Source organism: Clostridium sp. LIBA-8553 (assembly GCF_057782465.1).
In genome coordinates this window covers 1,877,482-1,901,077 of record NZ_CM173489.1, presented here as the reverse complement: position 1 = coordinate 1,901,077, position 23,596 = coordinate 1,877,482, and the positions used below count along the sequence as shown (strand labels likewise).

Annotated in this window: 18 protein-coding genes; all 18 read left to right on the top strand. The window is 28.2% G+C overall.

The features are described 5' to 3' along the window. The first annotated feature begins 118 nt into the window (after positions 1-118). The 18 genes from AC2JAQ_RS08415 to AC2JAQ_RS08330 all read left to right on the top strand — a co-directional run bounded on the left by AC2JAQ_RS08415 (position 119) and on the right by AC2JAQ_RS08330 (position 23,463). Complete coding sequence (locus AC2JAQ_RS08415) at positions 119-1,441, top strand: FAD-dependent oxidoreductase (RefSeq protein WP_488456037.1); 1,323 nt, start codon at positions 119-121, stop codon at positions 1,439-1,441. 576 nt (positions 1,442-2,017) lie between these two features. Beyond that, a complete protein-coding gene (locus AC2JAQ_RS08410) occupies positions 2,018-3,379 on the top strand; it encodes an MATE family efflux transporter (RefSeq protein ID WP_488456036.1) in 1,362 nt (453 codons plus the stop codon). Positions 3,380-3,497: 118 nt separating this feature from the next. Beyond that, complete coding sequence (locus AC2JAQ_RS08405) at positions 3,498-4,463, top strand: tRNA dihydrouridine synthase (protein ID WP_488456035.1); 966 nt, start codon at positions 3,498-3,500, stop codon at positions 4,461-4,463. A gap of 198 nt (positions 4,464-4,661) precedes the next feature. Next, entirely contained in the window at positions 4,662-5,810 is a 1,149-nt protein-coding gene (fliB, locus tag AC2JAQ_RS08400) for a flagellin lysine-N-methylase (RefSeq protein WP_488456034.1), read from the top strand. 467 nt (positions 5,811-6,277) lie between these two features. Beyond that, positions 6,278-7,108 carry an ABC transporter permease gene (locus tag AC2JAQ_RS08395; protein WP_488456033.1) on the top strand — a complete coding sequence of 277 codons (831 nt, stop codon included), beginning with the start codon at positions 6,278-6,280 and terminating at the stop codon, positions 7,106-7,108. A 1-nt stretch (position 7,109) separates the two neighbouring features. Continuing rightward, complete coding sequence (locus AC2JAQ_RS08390; protein WP_488456032.1) at positions 7,110-7,892, top strand: ABC transporter permease; 783 nt, start codon at positions 7,110-7,112, stop codon at positions 7,890-7,892. A gap of 35 nt (positions 7,893-7,927) precedes the next feature. Beyond that, complete coding sequence (locus AC2JAQ_RS08385; protein WP_488456031.1) at positions 7,928-8,959, top strand: ABC transporter ATP-binding protein; 1,032 nt, start codon at positions 7,928-7,930, stop codon at positions 8,957-8,959. Positions 8,960-9,119: 160 nt separating this feature from the next. Then, complete coding sequence (locus AC2JAQ_RS08380) at positions 9,120-10,166, top strand: ABC transporter substrate-binding protein (RefSeq protein WP_488456030.1); 1,047 nt, start codon at positions 9,120-9,122, stop codon at positions 10,164-10,166. 15 nt (positions 10,167-10,181) lie between these two features. Next, a complete protein-coding gene (locus AC2JAQ_RS08375; RefSeq protein WP_488456029.1) occupies positions 10,182-11,888 on the top strand; it encodes an adenine deaminase in 1,707 nt (568 codons plus the stop codon). Between the two features lie 104 nt (positions 11,889-11,992). Beyond that, entirely contained in the window at positions 11,993-13,327 is a 1,335-nt protein-coding gene (locus tag AC2JAQ_RS08370) for an amidohydrolase (RefSeq protein WP_488456028.1), read from the top strand. A 276-nt stretch (positions 13,328-13,603) separates the two neighbouring features. After that, positions 13,604-13,861, top strand: a complete 258-nt coding sequence (locus AC2JAQ_RS08365; RefSeq protein WP_488456027.1) for a hypothetical protein — start codon at positions 13,604-13,606, stop codon at positions 13,859-13,861. A 487-nt stretch (positions 13,862-14,348) separates the two neighbouring features. Beyond that, entirely contained in the window at positions 14,349-16,832 is a 2,484-nt protein-coding gene (locus AC2JAQ_RS08360; RefSeq protein ID WP_488456026.1) for a GH39 family glycosyl hydrolase, read from the top strand. 529 nt (positions 16,833-17,361) lie between these two features. Then, positions 17,362-19,077 (top strand): glycoside hydrolase family 3 protein, encoded by a 1,716-nt coding sequence (locus AC2JAQ_RS08355; RefSeq protein WP_488456025.1) that lies wholly within the window; start codon positions 17,362-17,364, stop codon positions 19,075-19,077. Between the two features lie 26 nt (positions 19,078-19,103). Beyond that, positions 19,104-19,751, top strand: a complete 648-nt coding sequence (gene pgmB / locus AC2JAQ_RS08350; RefSeq protein WP_488456024.1) for a beta-phosphoglucomutase — start codon at positions 19,104-19,106, stop codon at positions 19,749-19,751. 29 nt (positions 19,752-19,780) lie between these two features. Beyond that, complete coding sequence (locus AC2JAQ_RS08345; protein ID WP_488456023.1) at positions 19,781-20,863, top strand: alpha/beta hydrolase; 1,083 nt, start codon at positions 19,781-19,783, stop codon at positions 20,861-20,863. Positions 20,864-21,006: 143 nt separating this feature from the next. Continuing rightward, a complete protein-coding gene (locus AC2JAQ_RS08340; protein ID WP_488456022.1) occupies positions 21,007-22,113 on the top strand; it encodes an alpha/beta hydrolase in 1,107 nt (368 codons plus the stop codon). 11 nt (positions 22,114-22,124) lie between these two features. Further along, positions 22,125-22,982, top strand: a complete 858-nt coding sequence (locus AC2JAQ_RS08335; RefSeq protein ID WP_488456021.1) for a phosphatase PAP2 family protein — start codon at positions 22,125-22,127, stop codon at positions 22,980-22,982. Continuing rightward, on the top strand, positions 22,945-23,463 hold the full coding sequence (locus AC2JAQ_RS08330; protein ID WP_488456020.1) for a hypothetical protein: 519 nt from the start codon (positions 22,945-22,947) through the stop codon (positions 23,461-23,463). The genes AC2JAQ_RS08335 and AC2JAQ_RS08330 overlap by 38 nt, the downstream gene beginning before the upstream one ends. The last annotated feature ends 133 nt before the right edge of the window (positions 23,464-23,596 follow it).

Genomic DNA, 23,596 nt, shown 5'->3' with positions numbered 1-23,596 from the left:
ATTTGAAGATAATGTAGTAGAGAATAAATATATTAAGAATAGCTCCTAAGTTATAACCATATATTAAACATGGCATGTAATATTTAATATATGGTTAATAAGGTTGGAGGAGATCAATATGATAGAGGGATTGACAGGACTCGTTATAACTAAAGCAGATAAAAGTTATAATGTTGTTCGTAGGGGTGCAAATTTAAATTTTAGTTACTACCCAAGGGTAATCATATATCCTAATAATATAACGGATGTAGTTAATGCAGTAAATTGGGCAAGAAATCAGAAATTAAACATACGGTGTAGAAGTGGTGGTCATAATTATGAGTCATTTTCTGTGGCAGATGATGCTGTTGTAATAGATGTTTCTAATTTACTTGATTTTGAAATAGATATTAAGAAAGGTTATGTAAGAATAGGAGCAGGATATACTCAAGCACAACTTTATACTAAGATAGCTAAATATGGATTTGCATTTGTTGGAGGAAGCTGTGGATCTATTGGCGTTTCAGGAATTACATTAGGAGGAGGAGTCGGCTATTTACAAAGGGAATATGGATTAGTATGCGATAATTTAGTAGAAGCAAAAATAGTAGATGCTTTTGGCAGGATAGTAACTGCTAATTCATATCAAAATCAAGATTTATTTGCTGCATTAAGAGGAGCGGGTAGTAATAATTTTGGAGTAGTAGTGTCACTTACTTTTAAAGTATATCCGGTTGATAAAGTAACAGTATTGACTGCTGAGTGGCCTAAAGCAAGGAGATATGAAGTAATTCAAGTATTCCAAAAGGTAGGTGAATATTTAGACAATAGGTATACGATTAAGATTTCTATGACTAAAGATACTATTGGGCTATATGGAGTAGGATTAAGAAGTACAGAAAAAGAAATGGAACAAGCCTTAAGTGTTTTATTAAAAATACCTAATAAAATAAATTATACAATAAAGCAGATTAGTCTTACGGAATATATGCAGAAATATAAAAATTTTGTGCCTAAGCCAACAGGATTTAAGATTACAGGATTATTAGCATATAATCAATTAGGAAAAGCTCCTTGTCAGATATTATTTGACTACTTAGATAATTCACCACTTATACAGCCACCTATAGATATTGGATTCCTTTTATTGGGAGGGAAGATTGCAGAAAATGAAGGTTTACCTAGTGCTTATCCTCATAGGAAGGCTAAAGTATTAATACAAATTGATGCCGAATGGATTCCTCAGTATAGTATGTATGCTAATGATACAATTAGATGGGTGAATAGTTTAAGAAAATCCTTGCTTCCATATGCAGGCTTTGGATATCTTAACTATTGTGATATTAATATACCTAATTATTTATATAGTTATTTTGGCAATAATGTATCTTGGTTAAAAAATGTAAAAGAAAAATATGATCCATATAACTTATTTTATTATCCTCAAGGAATAAATTTATAAGCAGTGGATATACTGAAATAAAATTTAAACTATGATAATCTTAGTTTAAATTTTAGGATTTTTAATAGTAGAAAATTTTAATGAATTACTTAATTAGAATAAAAAATATTAATATAATAACCTCAGTAGTTTAATGGATGCTTGCTACTGAGGTTATTTATCATTCTTAAAAGTTTACTTATATATATAATTTTTTTTAATTCTTACTAATAATCACTTAAGAATGACAGTACAATTACAGGCTGTTATGTTTTAGGTAAGTATGGGTAACTCCACTAAGAATATATATTTAATAAAATTAACTGGCAAATCAGATGTCTGTCTAGCAATGTCATACTAAGTTTTATAAGAACTTTTGGAGTTATAGTTGTATCAACGTAGAGTTATTTTGATAGTTATTAAGTTTTTCAGTTTAAAACGAGAAATATTTAATATTTTTAAAATTATATATAAAAAAATATTGACTAAGTTTAGTGAGATGATATAATAAACTGTAAATGATAATAATTATTAATAATAAATGAGATGGTTATTCATCAAATAAAATATATGATATTATGGAATAGGTATATTATTATGAAAAATCAAGATGAACTAAGAAATGAAAAAATAGGCAGATTACTTTTAAAATATTCAGCGCCGGCTATATTATCAATGATGGTAGCTTCATTATATAATACTGTAGATAGAGCCTTTATAGGTTCTATTAAAGATATAGGGGCATTGGCCATATCTGGTTTAGGGGTAACTATGCCATTATTTACGATACTGGGTGCTTTCTGTGTGGCAATTGCTATAGGAGGAAGTACCAACATATCAATAAAGCTAGGAGAGGAAAATAGAGAAGAGGCTGAAAAAATATTAGGAAATACTTTTATCCTATCAATAGTTGTTGCTTTAATAATTATGATAGGAGGATTCTTCTTTCTAGAAGAAATACTATACTTTTTTGGCGCAAGCAATGATACTATTATATATGCAAAGGATTATATGAGTTTAATACTTGTAGGTTCATGGTTTAATTTTCCAGGATTTGCCCTAAATAATGCAATAAGAGCTGAGGGAAATCCGAGATTAGCTGCTAAAATGATGATAATAAGTTGTGTTTTAAATTTAATTTTAGATCCAATATTTATATTTTTATTTAATATGGGGATAAAAGGAGCTGCTTTAGGCACTATAATTTGTCAATTAATGGTTTTTCTTTGGGCAGTGTATTATTTTACATTAGGAAAATCTAATTTAAAGCTAAAAGTTAAAGACACCATATTAAATAAGAAAATCTTAAAATTAATAATATTAATTGCTTTAACTCCATTTTTTATGGAGCTTGCATCAGGATTTATACATTTAATAACAAATAGAGTGTTAAAAAACTATGGTGGAGATTTAGCAATAGGAGCAATGACTTCAATAACATCTATATACTTAATGTTTTTAATGCCCGTTTTTGGATTGAGCCAAGGGATGCAAACCATAGTAGCATACAATTATGGAGCAAAGGAATATAATCGTGCTAAAAGGACATTGTTCATGACTATAATATTAGCAACAATTATTTTAACTATAGGATTTATACTTATTAGAGTATTTCCAATGACATTTATTAATATATTTACAAAGAATAATGAGCTAATAAATATAGCGATTAATGGACTAAAAATATACTCTTTTACTTTGCCAACCTTAGGAGTTTCAATATTGGGAGCGGTATATTTCCAGTCTATAGGAAATGTTAAGAAGTCAGTTATATTAAGTTTATTAAGACAAGTTATAATATTTATACCTACTATACTTATACTACCTAGAGCATATGGATTAAATGGAGTATGGGCTTCACAACCAGTAGCAGATATTGGCGCTACTATAATAATAGGTGTATTTTTAATAAAAGAATTTTACATAAGAGATGCTGATGACTTAATTTGTAGAGTATAAAGAACTTAGCTAATTAACTAATTTTTTGTATGAAAAATTAGTTTTATATAGTTAAGTAGATAAGAAAAAGAAAGGCTGATATAATATTTTTTAGAATCTTTAAAAAAGGAGTAAACAAATGAAGTATTATTTAGCACCAATGGAAGGTATTACTGGATTTATATATAGAAATTCTTATGATAAGTTTTTTGGAAATATTGATAAATATTTTACCCCTTTTATTGTTCCAAATGAGAGTAGAAGTCTTAAAACTAAAGAGTTAAGAGATGTTTTACCTGAAAATAATAGGGAGATGAATATAGTTCCTCAGATACTTACTAATGATTCAGAAGGTTTTATCAATACTGCTAGAAAGCTACAACAATTAGGCTATAATGAGATTAATTTAAATTTAGGATGTCCTTCTGGAACTGTTGTTGGTAAGAAAAGAGGTTCAGGATTTTTAGCTCATATAGATGAACTTGACAAGTTTTTAGAAGAAATATTTAAAATAGATGATATGAAACTTTCGATAAAAACTAGACTAGGAATGGATAAACCAGAGGAATTTTATGAGCTAATTAAAATTTACAATAAATATCCTATGGAAGAATTAATTATTCATCCTAGAACAAGACAAGACTTTTATGGAAACAAGCCTAATTTAGAAGTATTTAAAGATGCCTTATCATTAAGCATTAATTCAGTATGTTATAATGGTGACATTTTTACTGTGGATGATCATAAAACACTAATAGAAACTTTTCCTGAAGTCGATAAAATAATGTTAGGAAGAGGGATATTAGCTAATCCAGGATTAATGAATGAGATAAAAAATAATGATTTTATGGACAAGAAGATTTTAAAAGAATTTCATGATGAAATTTTTAATAAATATAAAGAAGTATTTAATGAAGATAGAAATGCAATGTTTAGGATGAAAGAACTATGGGGATACATGATTTACATGTTCTCAAACAATAAAAAGTATGCTAAGAAAATAAAGAAGGCACAAAAGATAGTAGATTATAACCAAGCTGTTACAAGTTTATTTGCTGAACAAGAAATAATAAAAGGAGCTGGATTATTTAATAATCAAGATTAAATATAAATTAAACGCTGAAATCTAGACTTTAGATTTCAGTGTTTTTTACTATAAATATTTAATATTCATATAAAATAGAGGCTATTAAAAAGGTTATGATTATGAAAAAGATGTTTTAAATGTTAGAATTGAAATATATTATTTATAAAAGTTTGGGATTAAATCTAAATATATCAATGAGATTGGAGCTATTTACATATGAATAAAGAGATAAATATATTAAAAATTACGAATTATGATAAGTTTAAGTGTATAGCTGATAAATGTAAGTTTACATGCTGTGAGGGATGGGATATTAATATAGATAATGATACCTATGATAAATGGAAAAGAGATAAGAAAGATTCTGAGTATCTTTTAAATAATGTAAAAATTAAAAAATGCAATGAAAAAACGGAATATTTTATAAATAAGGAAATCTATGAAGCATGTGCATTTTTAGATGGACAAGGACTATGTAATATAGTTAAAAGTCATGGGGAAGAGTATTTATCTTTAACATGTCATACATTTCCTAGAATAGAGAATTTATTTGAAGATAAAACGGAATTTTCATTATCATGTGCATGTCCAGAAGTGATAGAAATCCTAAGTGATATGTCTGGAAGAATAGAGATGGTTTCAGAAAATAATACTTTTAAAGAAAATGATTTATTAGAACTTAAAATAAGAGAGACTTTAATAAATATAATGTATGAAGAGAGTTTTTCTTTAGAAGAACGTTTGCTTATAGGTTTTGAAATGCTATTAAATATCTTAGAAAATGAAAGTTATACTAGTGGAGAAATTTTGTTAGAAGAGTTAGAAAAATATAATGACAGAAATTATATAGAAGAAGTTATAGATATTTATAATGAAATAGAATTAAATATATTAGAATCAATAGAAGAAATAAATTCTTTATTTTTAGATATTATAGAGAACTACAAAAAAGTTGTTAGTTTTAAATGTATTTTAGAACAGATTTCTGATTTTTCAGAAAATGCTGAGATTGAAATTCTAGAGGATAAATGGAGTTCTTATAAAGAGAAGTTTAAAGAATATGATAAATTAATTGAGAAGTGCATTGTATCTAAGATATTAAGCAATTGTGTCAGTGATGATATAGAAGAAATGATACTTGCTTTTCAGATTATTATATTAGAATACTTATTAATGAGATATTCAGTGTTTTTAAAGTATTGTATAAGTAAGGAAGAAATAAGTATTGAAGAGATAAAAGATTATATTGTAGCCTTTTCAAGAATTATTGGAAATAATACTGAAGCAGTTTTAGAGTTTTTAAGAGAAGGTTTTGAGGATACTATCTTAGAAATAGGATATTTATGTTTTATATCATTATTTTAGCTGTAGATTCTTATGGAAGAGAACTTAATTAATTAGTTTTAGGAAGAAATGTTTTTTTGTTTAAGTTAAATGCCGAACTATAAATGGGAATTAGCAATAAATTGTTTTGGTATTGAAAATGATTTGTTTATAATTGAATTAACAATAATTTAAAATATATTATTAAAATTAAGACAATGGTCAGGTATATTTGTATAGCTGACCATTGTCTTTTTTGCATGTTTTCAAATAAATTTTATCTAAAAACAAAGAAAATCTTAATGATTTTAAATTGTTCGTAAATACAGATAAATGTGAATAAATTTTTAAATTTAATCAAAATAAAAAGTTTTTAAATGAGGAAAAACACGAAAAATAAAAATAATTAATTTGACAATATACGGATTGATAGGTAGAATAAAATTGAATTATGTAGAAAGAGTTTAAAGAGTGATTAAAGACAGATTACTTAAAGATGGAGGAAAAGCATGAGGAAAATAAGTCAGTATTTATTATTTATACCCTGTATGGTATTGGTAGCATATTTTATGATAGTTCCATTAGTAGATATAATAATTCCTACTTTTACTAATACAAATGGTGGTATGTTTAGTGCATATAAAGAATTTTTTACGGATTCTTATATGATGTCAATATTTTGGAGAACCATTAAGATATCCTTAGTATCATCTATAATTTGTATGTTTATAGGTGTGCCAGTTTCTTATTACATATCAAGAGTTTCTAAAAAGGTTAGAGGCTTACTTATAGCCTTAACAGTATTCCCAATATTAACAAATTCGGTTGTTCGTTCATTCGCTTGGATGAGTATCTTAGGAAAAAATGGAATAATAAACAGTTTACTTATGAAGTTTAACTTAATACAAGAACCATTATCCCTTTTATATACAGAGGGAGCTATTATAGTTGGTACAATTTATATTTTCTTACCATTAATGATTATTTCTTTAGTAGGAGTTATGGAAAATATAGATAATGACTTATTAGAAGCAGCAGAAAGTCTAGGAGCTAATAGGTTAAAAGCATTCTTTAAAGTTGTATTTCCACTTAGTTTACCGGGATTAATCGTTGGAACAGTTTTAGTATTTACTGGTTCCTTAACAGCTTACACAACACCTCAATTATTAGGAGGAAATAAAAATACAGTTTTAGCAACTTTAATATACCAAAAAACTATGACCTTAGGAGATTGGCAAGGAGCTGCAGTTGTAGCAACAATAATGATCATAGTTACTTTAATAGTAATAAAGGGAATTAACTTCCTAGCATCAAGATTAGATAAGAGAGGGGTTGCTTAAAATGAAAAAGAGTAAAGTTTTAACAGCTTTCGTTGTTTTAGTATATATATTCCTATTTGCCCCATTAGTAATTATAGCTATGACAAGTATAGGAACGGAAAATTACATAGCATTTCCTCCAAAGGGATTTAGTATGCAATGGTTTGTTACAGTATTTAAATCAGAGTCATTTATAAAGAGTATGGGGACAAGCTTACTAATATCAACAGTGGCTACATTAGCAGCATTAGTTATTGGAATGCCAGCAGCTTACGGATTAAGCAGATATAACTTTAAGGGAAAGAATATTATTAAAAGCTTTTTCTTTTCACCACTAATAGTTCCTGGAATAGTAGTTGGATTCTCATTATTCCAATTTTTATTAGTAAAGATGAATCTTTCAGTATATGCTAGTTTATTTATTGGACATACTGTAATAATTATTCCTTATATCATAAGAGTTGTAGGGTCAAGCTTAGAAGGATTTGATTATTCCATAGAAGAAGCGGCTATGAGCTTAGGATGCAAAAAATCAAAAACTTTCTTTAAGATAGTCTTACCAAATATAACATCAGGGGTAATGGCAGCCTTTATGTTAGCTTTCATAAATTCATTTAATAACGTTCCAGTATCTATATTTTTAACTGGGCCAGGAGTAAGTACATTACCTACAACAATGATGAACTATGTTGAATATAATTACGATCCAACAGTATCAGCATTATCAGTAATCTTAATGATATTAACTATTGGAATTATGTATATATTAGAAAAAACATTAGGATTAAATAATTTTGCAGGATAAAATCTTAGCTAAAAATTTATTTGGAGGATGAAAATATGGATTTAATAAACCTACAGAATATAAATGTTTCTTATGATAAGAAAAATAATATATTAGAAAATTTAAATTTAAAGGTCAAAAAAGGAGAATTAGTATCTCTTTTAGGACCAAGTGGATGTGGAAAAACAACAACATTAAGGGTTGTTGCAGGATTTATAGAGCCAACATCAGGAAAGTTTCTATTAGGGGATGAAGACTATACAAATATACCTGTTCATAATAGAAACTTTGGATTAGTATTTCAAAGCTATGCATTATTTCCACATTTAACAGTAGAAGAAAATGTAGCTTTCGGATTAAAAATGAAGAAGATGAATAAAGAAGAAATAAAAACAAAAGTAGATGAAATATTAAAGGTTGTTGATATGAGTCATCTAGCAAAGAGATATCCAAAAGAGTTATCTGGTGGACAGAGACAAAGGGTTGCTATAGCAAGAGCCTTAGTAATAGAACCAAGTCTTTTATTACTAGATGAGCCTTTAAGTAACTTAGATGCTAAATTAAGATTAAAAATGAGAGTTGAAATAAGAAAGCTTCAACAAAAGCTTGGAATAACAACATTATTCGTAACTCATGACCAAGAAGAATGTTTTTCAATTTCAGATAGAGTAGCAGTTCTTAATAAGGGAGTAATAGAGCAATTTGATACTCCAGAAAATATTTATTCAAATCCAGCAACAGAGTTCGTTGCAAGATTTGTAGGCTTTGAAAATTTCATAGATTTAACTAAGGTATCAGAAGACACTTATAAAAATGAAAGTGGAATTAACTTAAGAGTTAATAAAGCTAAAGATAAAAATGAAGTAAAGGCAACTATAAGACCAGACGATATAAAAATTGTAAATGAAGATTTAGAAAATACAGTAGATGGTGTTATAGAGATAAGGACTTTTTTAGGAAAAGCATATCAGTATGATGTTAAAACAGCTATGGGAAATTTAATTGTAAATAGTGAAAATAGCATTGTTTATGAAAAGGGAGAAAAAATAAAACTTCAATTACCAGTAAATAAAATAGTGATTTTATAAAATTTAACTTTTTAAAATAAATATTGATTTTGGACTAGCTCCTCAGACCTAACTTAATTTCACAAAGAGTTGCTATTAAAATGGTCTTATGGTTCTATTCAAAAATGAAAATCAGTTTAAAACTTAAATATAAAAAATACGTTTATAAAGGAGTAAGCTTATGAAAAAGAAAATTTTAGCGACGTTATTAACAGGAGTAATATTAGGAACAGCATTAGTTGGATGTGGAAAGACAGAAGGAGCAGAAGTAGGAAAGAAATTAGTAGTTTCAACTTGGGGACTAAATGAAGATGTATTAAAAGAAACAGTATTTGATCCATTTGCTAAAGAACATGGAGTAGAAATAGTTTTAGATGTAGGTAATAACTCAGAGAGATTAACTAAAATGAAAAATAATCCCAACTCACAAATTGATGTAACTTACTTAGCTGAATCTTTTGCAGAGCAAGGTATAGAAGCTGGAATATTTGATGAATTAGATTATTCAAAGATTCCTAATGCAAGTGAAATGAATGAAAAAGCTAAGTCTACAGTAGAAGCTGGATATGGGCCAGCATATACATTAAATAGTATAGGAATAGTTGTAGATCCATCAGCAGGGATAGAAATAAATTCTTGGGAAGATTTATGGAAGCCGGAACTTAAAAATAAAATAGCTATACCAGATATTACAACAACTAATGGACCAGCAATAGTAGAAATAGCTGCAGAGAAAGCTGGAGTAGATGTAAAAACTGATAATGGAGAAGCGGCATTTAAGGAATTAGAAGCTTTAAAACCAAATGTTGTTAAAACTTATAGTAAATCTTCAGACTTAGCAAATATGTTTTCAAATGGTGAAATAGTAGCTGCAGTAGCATCAGACTTTGCTTATGGAACAATTTCAAAAGCTAAACCAGAGGTTATAAATGTAATACCTGAGTCAGGAACTTACTTAAATTTTAATACAATAAACATAAACAAAAATTCGAAAAATAAAGATTTAGCTTATGAATTCATTAACTATGCATTAAGTAAAGAAGTTCAAGAGAGAACTGCGAAAGCTTTAAATGAGTCACCAGTTAATAAAGAAGTTAAATTAACAGACGAAGAAACTAAAAACTTAACATATGGACCAGTGCTTGATAATGCTAAAGTAATAGATTTTAAATTTGTTAATTCAGTAATGGATCAGTGGGTTAATAACTGGAATAGAATAATGAACTAGTTTATGGGTAAGAAAATGGAAGTAGAATTAATTATTAAAAACTTAAATGTGTATAATAGCTATTTCAAAAAGTTCATAAAAGGTGATGTTTTAATAAATAAGGGGAAATTTATTCATATAGGGAAAGATTATGAAGAGAGATTAACATCTAAAAATATAATAGATGGAGAGAATAAATATATTATTCCAGGTTTAATAGATATACACATGCATATAGAGAGTTCTATGACTATTCCAAGTGAATTCTCTAAGGCAGCAATAAAACATGGGGTCACTACGGTTGTAGCTGATCCTCATGAAATCGCTAATGTTTTTGGTGTACATGGTATAGAAGAATTTATTAAATCTAAGGAAAAACTAGATATATTTTATGGCATACCTAGTTCGGTTCCTTCAACTTCAAGCTCTTTAGAGACAACGGGTGGAGAAATAACTGCTAAAGAAGTAGAGAAATTATTAGAATATGATAATATTCTTTGTCTTGGAGAGGTAATGAATTTTAAGGATTTAATAGAAGATGAAGATTCTAATATAAATAAAATAATAAATATAAGCAAAAAGAAGAACTTACCTCTGGAAGGACATTGTCCTAAAATACAAGGAGTGGATTTATCTCTTTATATTTATAGAGGGGTTAATGGAGATCACACTCAGCAAACAGTAGCTTCTCTTAAAGAAAAAATACAAAATGGTATGTTTATAGAGATGCAACATAAATCAATGACTGTTGAAAATATAAAATTTTTAGTTGAAAATAATTTATATGAGCATTTTGCTTTGGCAACAGATGATGTAATGGCAGATAAACTAACTAAGGGACATCTTAATGAATTGATAAAAGAAGCTGTAAAACTTGGTATGTCTATAGAAAATGCAATCTATGTGGCTACATATACACCAGCTCGAAGAATGAATCTTTTGGATAGGGGAACAATTGCACCTGGAAAGGTAGCAGATTTTATATTACTAGATAATATAGAAAATTTTAATATATATGAAGTTTATAAAAATGGGGAAATGGTTTTTAATAGAGATAAGGGATTGAAAAAAGAGTTTTTTGAAGAAAAGAGTACTTTAGATTATAGATTTTATAATAGTTTAGAATTAAGTCCAATTACTAAGGAAAGCTTATTACTTAAAGTGCCAAAGGGTTATAAAAATGAGGTGACTTGCAGAACTATGAAGGTAGCGGAAAACACTACTTTTACAGAAGAGGGAGAAGTAACTTTAAATATTCATAATAATCTCTTAGAGTGGGAAAATAGCAATTGTGCATTGATTGCTGTTTTTGAGAGATATGGTAAAAGTAATAATATAGCTTTTGGATTAATAGAAGGGGAAATTATAAAAGAAGGAGCAATAGCAACTACTTGGGCTCATGATCATCATAATCTTATGGTAATGGGTAGAAATATTAATGATATGATTATAGCGGCTAATGAGGTTATACATTCTAAGGGGGGATATGTAGTCTCAAATAATAATAAAGTAATTGCTAAATTAGAACTGCCAATAGGTGGAATAGTTAGTGACGAGCCTATTGAAATCATAGGAGAAAAACTAGGGAAAGTTAGAAATGCTATGAGAGATTTAGGATATAATCATATGAATGAAATTATGTCATTTAGTACTTTATCATTACCAGTGAGTCCTGCTTTAAAAATAACGGATAAGGGATTAATAGATGTTAAAAAGTCTAGTATTGTTTCTTTATTTAAATAAAAACTCTACTTTGCAATATAGGAAATTAGGATAAAATAAAGTAAGGGGGTGTATCATAGGGAGGTACATCCTCTTATTTTTAGTAGATGTTTGGAGGGGAAAAAATGAGTAAAAGAATAACTTTATTAAAAAATGTTACGGTTCTTACTATGAATGAAAATAAAGAAATTATAGAAAATGGAATAGTTGCTTTTGAAGGAAATAGAATAATATATGTTGGACATGATGGAAATAAAGAGGATAGCTTTAAAAGAGAAGGATATAATGTTGAAATAATAGATGGAGAAGAGGGTATTCTAATGCCAGGTATGATAAATTGTCATACTCATGGATCAATGGTGCCTTTTAGAAGTTTAGCTGATGACTGTAAGGATAGATTAAAGAGATATTTATTCCCTTTAGAGCAAAGATTAGTTGATGAAGAATTAACTTACATAGGAGCTAAATATGCCATAGCAGAAATGCTATTAGGAGGAGTAACCACTTTTTGCGATATGTATTATTTTGAAGATGAAGTGGCGAAAGCAGCTAAGGAGTTAAATATTAGAGGAATTCTTTGTGAGACAATAGTGGATTTTCCGTCTCCAGATTCTAAAGAAGCTTTTGGTGGATTAGATTATTCAATAGATTTCATAGAAAAATGGAAAGGCGATGATTTAATAACTCCAGGGATAGCTCCTCATGCCCCATATACAAATACAGATGAATCATTAAAAGCGGCTTATAGAATTAGCAAAAAGTATAATGTTCCTATTACTATGCACTTAGCAGAAATGGATTATGAGTTAAAGGAGTGTATAGAAAAATATAATCTTACTCCTGTGGGATATTTAGATAAGCTAGGAATTTTAGACTCTAATTTTATAGCAGCACATGCAGTTTTAGTTAATGATGAGGATATAGAGATTTTAAAGAGAAATTGTGTTAAAGTATCTCATAATATTGGGGCAAATTCTAAGGGAGCCAAGGGTGTAGCACCAATATTAAAAATGAAAGAAGAAGGAATAAATATTGGGCTTGGAACAGATGGTCCTATGAGTGGAAACACCTTAGATATATTAACTCAAATGGCGCAAGTAGGAAAAATCCATAAACTATTTAATAATGATAGAACCTTATTTCCATCAATAGAGTTAGTAGAAATGGGAACCTTAGGTGGTGCTAAGGTATTAGGCATAGATAAAGAGGTTGGATCCATAGAAGTTGGGAAAAAGGCCGACTTAACTTTAATAGAAACAAAGTCAGTAAATATGCAACCAATATATGATTATTATGCAGCCATAGTATATTCAGCTAATGCCAGCAATGTAGAATTAGTAATTGTTGATGGTAAGATTGTTGTTAAAAATAAAAAGTTAATAAGTAGTAACTTTTCTGAAATTAGAAAAAGCTTATTAAACCTACAAGATAAAATAAAGAAAGTTGCTAGAGAATTATAATTTTTCATATAAAGAACAAAAACTAAAATAATAAATAGAAAGTAGTTTTTATCTGATCTATAAGCTTTTATATTTAACTATTTATAATAGCACTTATAAATTATATTAGTCATAAATAATTTAAAAAGAATGACACAAAAAACTGTATAAATGAATACCATGATATGGAAAGGAGCTGGTTAAAAGATGTCATTAGAAGTAATGGATTATTATAGAGATTTACAGTCTCTATATGATGAATGTAAAAACTGTATGTCCTATCATATTGTGATGGAAATGAAAGACGGAAGTACATTTGATGGTATTATTGATGAGGTAGATACTGATAATGTAACTGTATTGGTTGGTGAAGATGTAGTGATGGATGATCCAGAAGATCCAATGGGTAGACAACGTCCTCCTATGGGTGGCAGACCTCGAAGAAGATTTAGACGTTTTAGAAGAAAGAGATTTCCAATTCGTAACATTAATAGATTAGGTTTATTAGTATTCCCATTTATTGGCCCTCCATTCCCATTTTTTCCAATTTTTTAGAACTATAAGTTTGTAGTTGTTATATTAGTTATAACAATATTTTATCAATCTATTTCATATAATGTTTAAAAGAATAAAAAGATAATCTAAATTAAAATCTCAAAACATAAGACAAGCTTAAATAATTCTAGAAAAAGATATAATAAATAGGAATATCCTACAATATAAAATTTATATAGCATTTTGTACGAAAAGTAGTATTATATAAAAACACATTGAATTTATTTTCAGTGTGTTTTTTTGTTAGAAACATTACAAATTATATCTGTGCTTCTTAAGATTGTGTTATACATAAATAAAAAAATTATATGATTTAATTGGAGTTAAGTTAAAAATTAGCATTATTATAAAAAATTAATTATTAAAAAGAGATTTTATTAATATATATCCTTAAGATTAAAAGTATAAAAAAATAAGACTACTTTAAAGAAATCATAATGTTTGTTAAAATATAGAAAACTATATGAAGGTATGAGAGGGGAAATATATGAGTTCTATTTATGAAACAATAAAATTTAGTAGCAAGACTAAGATGAATTTATTTGTACATAGCGTCAATTATGTACAAAATCATTGGCATGAGAGTTTAGAGATTTTATTTATTTTAAAAGGAAATGTAAATATAGTTATAGATGATACTTTATATAATTTAAAGCAAGAGGATGTAATAGTTATTAACATGAATGAGATACATACTGTAAGTGCTGATGGTGATAACATGATATTAGCTCTTCAAATTCCTATTGATTTTATAAAATATCATTACGAAGATATAGAAAATATAAAGTTCTGTAATTCAGTATTTCTTGAAAATGAAAATAAAGATATTGTTGATGAAATTAGACATATATTGGCAAAGACCATGTGGACTTATAGTAAAGATGAAGAAGATTGTGAATTAAAAATGCAAGCTTTGGTATTAGAATTAATTTATATACTATGTAGAAATTTCAAAGAAAACAATTCTTTAAATAATAAGAATAGCAATAAATATTCAGAAAGATTAAAAAGAATTATAGAGTTTATTGATAAAAATTATAAAGAAGATATAACACTTAGTAGTCTAGCAGAGAGAGAATATCTATCTAGTGCATATTTATCTAAGTTTTTCAGCAAGTATATGGGCAAAAATTTTCATGGCTATTTAAGCAGTATAAAATTAGAGCATGCTGTAAAAGATTTGATTTATACTGACTTATCAATAACAGAAGTTGCTCTTAATAATGGATTTAGTAATGAAAAAACATTTTTTAATTTATTTAAGGAAAATTATGGACAAACTCCCAACTCATATAGGAAAAAGATAAAAGCTAATTTAAAAGAAATAAAAACTAAGAATAAAAATTTTAATTATATAAAAATAGACGAAGATAAAATATATACTTCTCTTTTTAAATATTTAGAATTAAGCAAAGAAGAAAGTATTAAAAGAGTAATACATAATGATAATGTAATTATTGATTTAAAAGAGGAAAGGGATTTAATAAAACATAATTGGAAGTTACTTACTACTATTGGTAGAGCTAAAGATGGATTAAATGAAGGTGTACAAGATCAACTAAAAACTATTCAAAGTGAAATTGGATTTAAATATATAAGATTTCATGGAATATTTGATGATGAAATGAGGGTGTATGATGAAGAGAAGAATGGAGATATAGTATTAACTTTTTCATATATAGATAAACTGTTTGATTTTTTATATAGTATAAATTTAAAGCCTTTTATTGAATTAGGTTTTATGCCTGAAAAATTAGCAAAAGAGCAAGAAAAAATATTTCATAGACCAACTATAATTAGTCCACCAAAGGATATCAATAAGTGGAATAAATTGATAAGAGAATTTATAAAACATTGTATAAATAGATATGGATTAGAAGAGGTTAAAACTTGGTACTTTGAAGTGTGGAATGAACCTGAAATAGTTAATTTTTTTGGCTTTAAAGATGTTAATGAATACTATAAATTATATGAAAACACATATAAAACATTAAAGTCTGTTTCTAAGGAGTTAAAAGTAGGGGCACCAGGTATAGATTTCATATGTGCTGCAAGTTATAACTGGACTAAAGATTTTTATGATTTTTATTCTAGTAAGGGAATAATTCCTGATTTTATATATAGTCATAGTTATACCTATAGTATAAGTAGTGATTTAAAACAAATTGATCCTAATACCCTTAGTGAAGAGGGTATCTTTTCTAAAGATGAGAACTTTTTATACAATTATATAAAGGAAATAAAAGAGAAGACAAAAGAAATAAATAAAGAAGATATGAAGTTATATATAACAGAGTGGAATGCTTCACCAAGTCACAGAGAATTAACCCATGATACTTGTTATAAAGCAGCATTTATAGTAAAAAACATAGTTGAAAATATGGATAGTACAGAATGTTTAGCATATTGGACTATTACAGATTTTATAGAGGAATTAGCTTTGCCAGAAGAAGTTTTTCATGGTGGTGTTGGATTGATAACCTTTAACTCAATAAAAAAAGCTGCATATAATGCTTTCTATTTATTATCAAAATTAGGAAATAAGTTTGTTGATAAAGGTGAGGGATTTTATATAACAAAAAATAATAGAGGTTATCAAATAATCTTATATAATTATTGCCATTTTGATAAATTGTATTTATCAATGGATACTTCAAAGATAACATTAGAAGAAAGATACAATGTATTTAAAAATGATAATCCAAAAGAATTTACTTTTAAATTAGAAAATATAGATAGTGGAGATTATGAAGTAAAAGAATATAGAGTAAATAGAAAACAAGGAAGTTCTTTTGATGCTTGGGTTGAAATGGGTGCTCCTAAATATTTAGAAGCAGAAGAAATAGAGTATTTAAAAAACAAATCATATCCGAAGTATAAAAGAAAAAATATAAAAATAGATAAATCATATAAAATAAATACGGTTTTAGAGCCACATGAAATAGTATTATTTGAAATAAATAATTTATAATTATAGATATAAGGATTTATATCAAAAAGATTATCTCAGAATAAATTTGCTAATAAACCTAAAAATAGGTGATTTAATAGTAAATTGAATTCTGAGATATTTTTATTAATGGCTTTGTTTTAAGTGAATATTGATTTTTAGCTAGCCCTTCAGACCTAACTTAATTTCGCAAAGTATTGCTATCATCTACTTCAAAATAATAGCTAAAGCTTTTAAACTTGCTACGCTTCAAACAGAAAAAGCTTCTTAACGCTATTATTCTTACGTAGATAATGCAATACTAATTGCTCATTAAGATGGTCTTACAGTTCTATCTAAAAATCAACACTGATTCAAAACAGAGTCTTATTAATAAAAGAATTATTTAACCTTAACTTGAGGTTGAAAAGATATATATCAAGTGTTAAATATATAAATTTTATTAAAAAGGACAAAAAATTACAGTGTTTAAATAAAAAAAATGAACGTATTTCCTGATTAAAACGTTTAAAATTAAAGTATAAACTAAGAAACATTAGGAGGACGTTAAATGAATAGATTTGAAAACCTTAAAAAGAAACCGTTTAATTTAAATGATAATGATATAGCTTGGGTAGAAAAAACTTTAAATAATATGACTGAAGAAGAAAAGATAGGACAAATATTCTGCTTAATAGCTTTTTCAGATGATAAAGAATATCTTAAAAATTTATTAGACACAGTTAAACCTGGAGGAATAATGTGCAGACCAATGTCTTTGGAGCAAGCCGTAGGAGCAAATAGATTTCTACAAGAAAACTCTGAAATTCCAATGTTAATAGCTGCAAACTTAGAAAAAGGTGGGAATGGAGCAGTTTTTGAAGGAACAAGCTTTGGTTCTCCTATGGAGATTGGAGCTACTAAAGATTATAACCAAGGATATAGACTAGGAGATATATGTGGAGCAGAAGGTTCAGCAGTAGGTATTAACTGGGCATTTGCACCAATAATAGATATAGATTATAACTTTAGAAATCCAATAACAAACACTAGAACATTTGGTTCAGATCCTGAGGTTGTAAAAAATATGGGAGCTGAGTATGTTAAGGCAGTTCAAAAATATGATATGGCAGCATCTATAAAACATTTCCCTGGGGATGGAATGGATGAAAGAGATCAACACTTAGTAACTTCAATAAATAGTATGAGTTGCGAAGATTGGGATAAAACTTATGGGGAAGCTTACAAAGCATCTATCGAAGCAGGTGCTAAGACTGTAATGGTTGGTCATATAATGCAACCAGCATATTCTAGAAAGTTAAATCCAGAATTAGAAGATAAAGATATATTACCAGCTTCATTATCACCAGAATTAGTTACAGGATTATTAAAAGAACAATTAGGCTTTAATGGTTTAGTAGTTACAGATGCATCTACAATGGCAGGTATGATAATTCCTATGCCAAGAGCAAAAGCAGTGCCACAAGCAATAGCAGCAGGATGTGATATGTTCTTATTTACTCGTAACTTAGAAGAGGATTATGAGTTCATGAAAAAAGGTGTTGAAGATGGAATAATAACAAGTGAACGTTTAGATGATGCAGTAACAAAAGTACTTGCTCTTAAAGCATCTTTAAAGCTTCACAATAAAAAAGAGGAAGATAAACTTTTACCAACTCTTGAAAATGCAAAAAAAGTAATTGGTAATGAAAAACACTTAGAATGGGCAAAAGAGTGTGCAGATAAGTCTATAACTTTAGTAAAAGAAGAAAAAGGTGTATTACCTATATCTCCTGAAAAGTTCAAAAAAGTTCTTTTATACTATATAGGTGGAACAACAAGTCCTTTCTATGGAGCAAGACAGGGTGTAGATGAGATTGTAAAAGGCAAATTGGAAAAAGAAGGTTTTGAAGTAGATATATTTAGTCCAGGTGAAGGATTTGAAGGAATGGTTGCACCATTCTCATCAGTAGTTGGTAAATATGATTTGATAATCTATGTTACAAACTTAGCTACTAAGAGTAACCAAACTATAGTAAGAATAGAATGGGATGAACCTATGGGAGCTAACGTACCAGTTTACATGGAAATGGTTCCAACTATATTTATATCAGTAGAGAATCCATATCACTTAATAGATGTACCACGTGTAAAAACATTTATAAATACTTACCACAGTTCAGATACAGTGTTAGACTCATTATTTGATAAGTTAATGGGAAGAGGTGAATTTAAGGGACAAAACCCAGTAGATCCATTCTGTGGTATGTGGGATACAAGACTATAATTATTAAGAAACTTAAGGAGAGCGCTATGGAAATAAAAGCAGTAATATTTGACTTGGATGGAGTTATCGTTTCAACTGATGAATATCATTATCAAGCATGGAAAAGTATATCAGATGAACAAAATATATATTTTGATAGAGGTATAAATAATAGACTAAGAGGAGTAAGCAGAGCTAAGAGTTTAGAGATTGTATTAGAAAAGGCTAATAGAGAATATACTCAAGCTGAAAAAGAAGTGCTATTAGAAGAGAAAAACAATATATATAAAGATCTTTTAAAAAATCTTTCCTCTTCAGATATATTACCAGGTGTAAATGAGGTTTTGGATTACTTGAAGTCTAATAATATAAAAGTGGCCATAGGCTCTTCAAGTAAGAATACGTCCTTAATATTACAAAAAATAGGATTACTAAATTCTTTTGATGCAATAGTAGATGGAACAATGATAAAAAAATCTAAGCCAGATCCAGAAGTATTTATAATGGCAGCAGATAAGTTAAATTTATTACCTAAGGAATGTATAGTAGTTGAAGATGCAAAGGCTGGAGTAGAGGCTGCTCTTGCTGGAAATATGAAGGTAGCAGCCATAGGGGATGCCATAAGATGCAATAAAGCTAATTTTAATCTAGAGCATTTAATAGATTTAATTAATATAATCAATAAAAACTATTAATATTTCAAATGATTTACGAGGTGTAAAATATGTATAAAGAATTAGTAAAAAAACTAGAAGAAAGTAAAAAAGTTGAAATAATAAATGGACAAGAAATAATCATAAAAGAAGTTCCAGATGTTGAAGAACAAGGAACTTTAGATCCAAGAGTATTGGATGTTATGATGAACCCAGAGAAGTATCCATACGAAAATAAAAAAGCTGATAAAACTTATACATTTAATAATTTTCCAGTAGGAATGATTCGTAGTGTTTTTGGATGGGATAATGAAGATTTAACTAATGGAGAAATTGAAACAACTCACAAAATAATAGAAGGTGAAAATGGAGATATTCCAGTTAGAATATATTCACCAAAGTCTGGAGAAAAAATGCCAGCATTAGTATTTATCCATGGAGGTGGATTTGTAGCTGGTAGCGTAGATGTTGTTGAAAATCCATGTAAATTAATTGCTAAAAAAGCTAATGCAGTAGTTATATCAGTAGATTACAGATTAGCACCAGAAAACCAATTCCCAGCTGGAATGACAGATTGCTTTGATGTAATTAAATGGGTTTACAATAATGGAGAAGAAATTAATGTAGATTCAAATAAAATAGGGGTGGCTGGAGATAGTGCTGGTGGTAACTTATCTGCTGTTTGTACATTAAAAGATAGAGACTTAGGTACTAATATGATAAAGTATCAAGCATTAATATATCCTGCAACAATAGTTTCAGAAAAAGAAAATCCATATTATAAGTGGAGCATAGATGAGTATGAAATTAAATCAAATGAGGAGCTTGTTAAAAAATCCATATGTGCTCTTGGAGATGCAACTGGAATGTTAGCATTATATATGAAAGATTTTTCATTGGCCGAGGATAAATATGTGTCACCTCTTCTAGCAGAGGATTTAAGCAATCTTCCAAAAACTTTAATGGTGGTTGGAGAATATGATTTTATAAGAGTTCAAGGAGAAGCATATTCAAAAAGACTAAAAGAAGCAAATGTTGACTGTAGAACTATAAGATATAGAGGTATGGATCATGCCTTTATAGACAAGCTAGGATTATATCCTCAAGCAGAAGATTGTATGAATGAAATAGCTAATGATTTAAAATCTCTTTAAATATAATAAGGATTCAGTACTTAAATATTAATCTTTTAACAATAAGAATAAATGCATACTTTGTTTATTACAACTGTATGCATTTATTTATAAAAAACATTACAAACGTTTTCAAAATATTATGGTAAAGGGGAATAAGAGAAATGAGTAGAAAATATTCACAAGAATTACTTGATAAGATTGTCGAAAGACAAGAAATAGTTGAAATTAAAGGTATAGAGGTTTTAGTTAAGAGGTTACCAGATAGCGATGAAATAGGAGCAATGGATCCACGTCTTTATAATGACAGTAAAAAGCAAATGACAATAATGAGATTTATGCCTAAGAGTTTCATGAAGATGGATGCTTCTCCAAAATCAGTTGCTAAATTAAGAAAGATGTTTGGTGAAGTTAAAAGTAAACCTATAGTTGAAAAGAACATTAATATTATAAATGAATATGTGGAAGCTAATGACGGGTACAAAATACCAGTTCGTATTTATAAATCAGAAACTATGAAAAAGAATGCTCCAATTCTTTATTTCATACATGGTGGTGGATTCTTTGGAGGATCTCCTGATGTTATTGAAGAGTTAGTAAAATTAATTGTTGAAAAGACAGATATATTAGCTTTTTCAGTTGATTACCGTTTAGCTCCAGAGCATCCATATCCAATAGGCCATAATGATTGTTATTCTGTTTTAAAGTGGATTTACAATAATGCAGAAAGATTAGGTGGAAATAAAAAGAATATCTTTGTAGCAGGAGATAGCGCAGGTGGAAACTTAACTCAATACTGTACTACTAAAGACCTTGAAGAAAATTTAGGTATGGTAAAGGGACAATTATTACTTTATCCAACTGTAAATATGGCTAATGTAGAAGATGAGTTTTTTAAATGGAGTAAGGATGAATATGAAATGTCACCTAAGCATAGATCAGGCTTAGAAATGATGTTAGATATGTTTAGTGGGTTAGCAGGGGGATTAAAAGATATTTTAGGAACAGATGATATTAAAAATGGTTATTTAACACCATATATTAGAGATCCAAAGGGATTACCACCAACATTCATAACAGTTGGAGAACATGACTTTTTAAAGGTTGAATGTTTGGCTTATGCTGCAAAACTTGTAAAAGCAGGAGTAGATACTACAACTGTGTTATATAAAGGATTAGGTCATGCATATGGAGATAACATAGGAGTTTATCCACAAAGCGAAGATTGCGCAATTGAAATGGGAAATTTTATTTTAAAATATAGTAAATAGGGGATGTTTATATGAAAAAGGAATATAAAATTGGGTTAACGGTTGTTGGAATTCTATTATTGATATTTGCATTTGCAGATATGAATATTTCTAATGCACTTTATAATCCAGAAAGCAAGTTTGGATTAATATTTGAGGCTATTGGAGAATTCCCAGCTTCTGTTATAGCAACATTTTGTACAGTTGGCTTAATGTTAACTAGAAATAAAGAGAAAACGTTTAAATATACTTTAGGAACTATTGGTTATATTATTTTATTAATTTTTACATCATCAATGGCGGCTGCATTGCCAGTAAAATACTTTGAAGGGCCTAATTTATTAATTCCAATACTTATGGTAGTTTATATAGGAGTATCTTACGCTATTGCTAAAAAATACTCAGTTACCAATAAAAAGGAATTGCGTAGAGCTGCATTAGTTGGATTATTAACATTTGTATTTGTAGTAATTGCTTTTAATTCAATCAAATTATTATGGGGAAGAGAACGTTATAGACATATGATTGCAGTAGGATCATTTGCAGGATATTCAAAATGGTTTATTCCTCAAGGATTAGCAGCTGGTAATGAATTTATGTCATTCCCTTCTGGACATAGTGCAAATGCGGCAATTATGATTTGGATTATACTAATTCCTACTTTTGTGCCTAGCTTAAGAGATAAGAAAAAATGGTTCATAGGCTTTGCTGCTCTTTGGACAATATTAGTTCCAATTAGTAGAGTTATATTAGGAGCTCACTTCGCATCAGATGTTACAATGGGAGTAACATTAACATTAGTAATATTTACATTATTAAAAAATAAATATATTAATAATATGGAGGATGAAAATGAAGAAGAATGTATGTCTACACAATTATATAATTAAGAAAAGTATTATTAACTTTTGGATTGTTAATGCTTTAATTAATGCAGGAATATTTATTGTTCAAATTAGTGATAAAACTAGAACATTTACAACTACAGACATTGCATTAGACTATGTAATATCTATTATAATTTTGGGAATGTTATGTTCACTTACTGGATTCCCTATGATAAAAAAGGATATAGAAAAAGGAGTTGCTCCTGAAATAGATTATGATAAAAAAGATCACATTATTGCCAAATATTTTCCTGAAAATAACTTCTTAAAAGCAATAATATTAACTATTATAGCTCTTGTTTTAATAATACCATTCTTCGTGGGAATTCCAGCTATGTTTGGTATGTTGACATTAAACTATACACAGGCTCTTATCTTGAAAACAATTGCAACTGGGTTTGCTGGAGTAATTGTTGGATACTTTGTTATGATACTTACACTAACTGAAAATAAATTAAGCATAGAAAAGAGTAAGGCAGTATAAAATAAAAATTGACACATTATTGTGTCAATTTTTTGTTTTATAAGGATGAAGTAGACTTAGGTTATTCAATTAAAATTATAATAAAGAAGGGCTCATTCAGGAGATTAATACTTTACTGTTTGCTAATAAAATG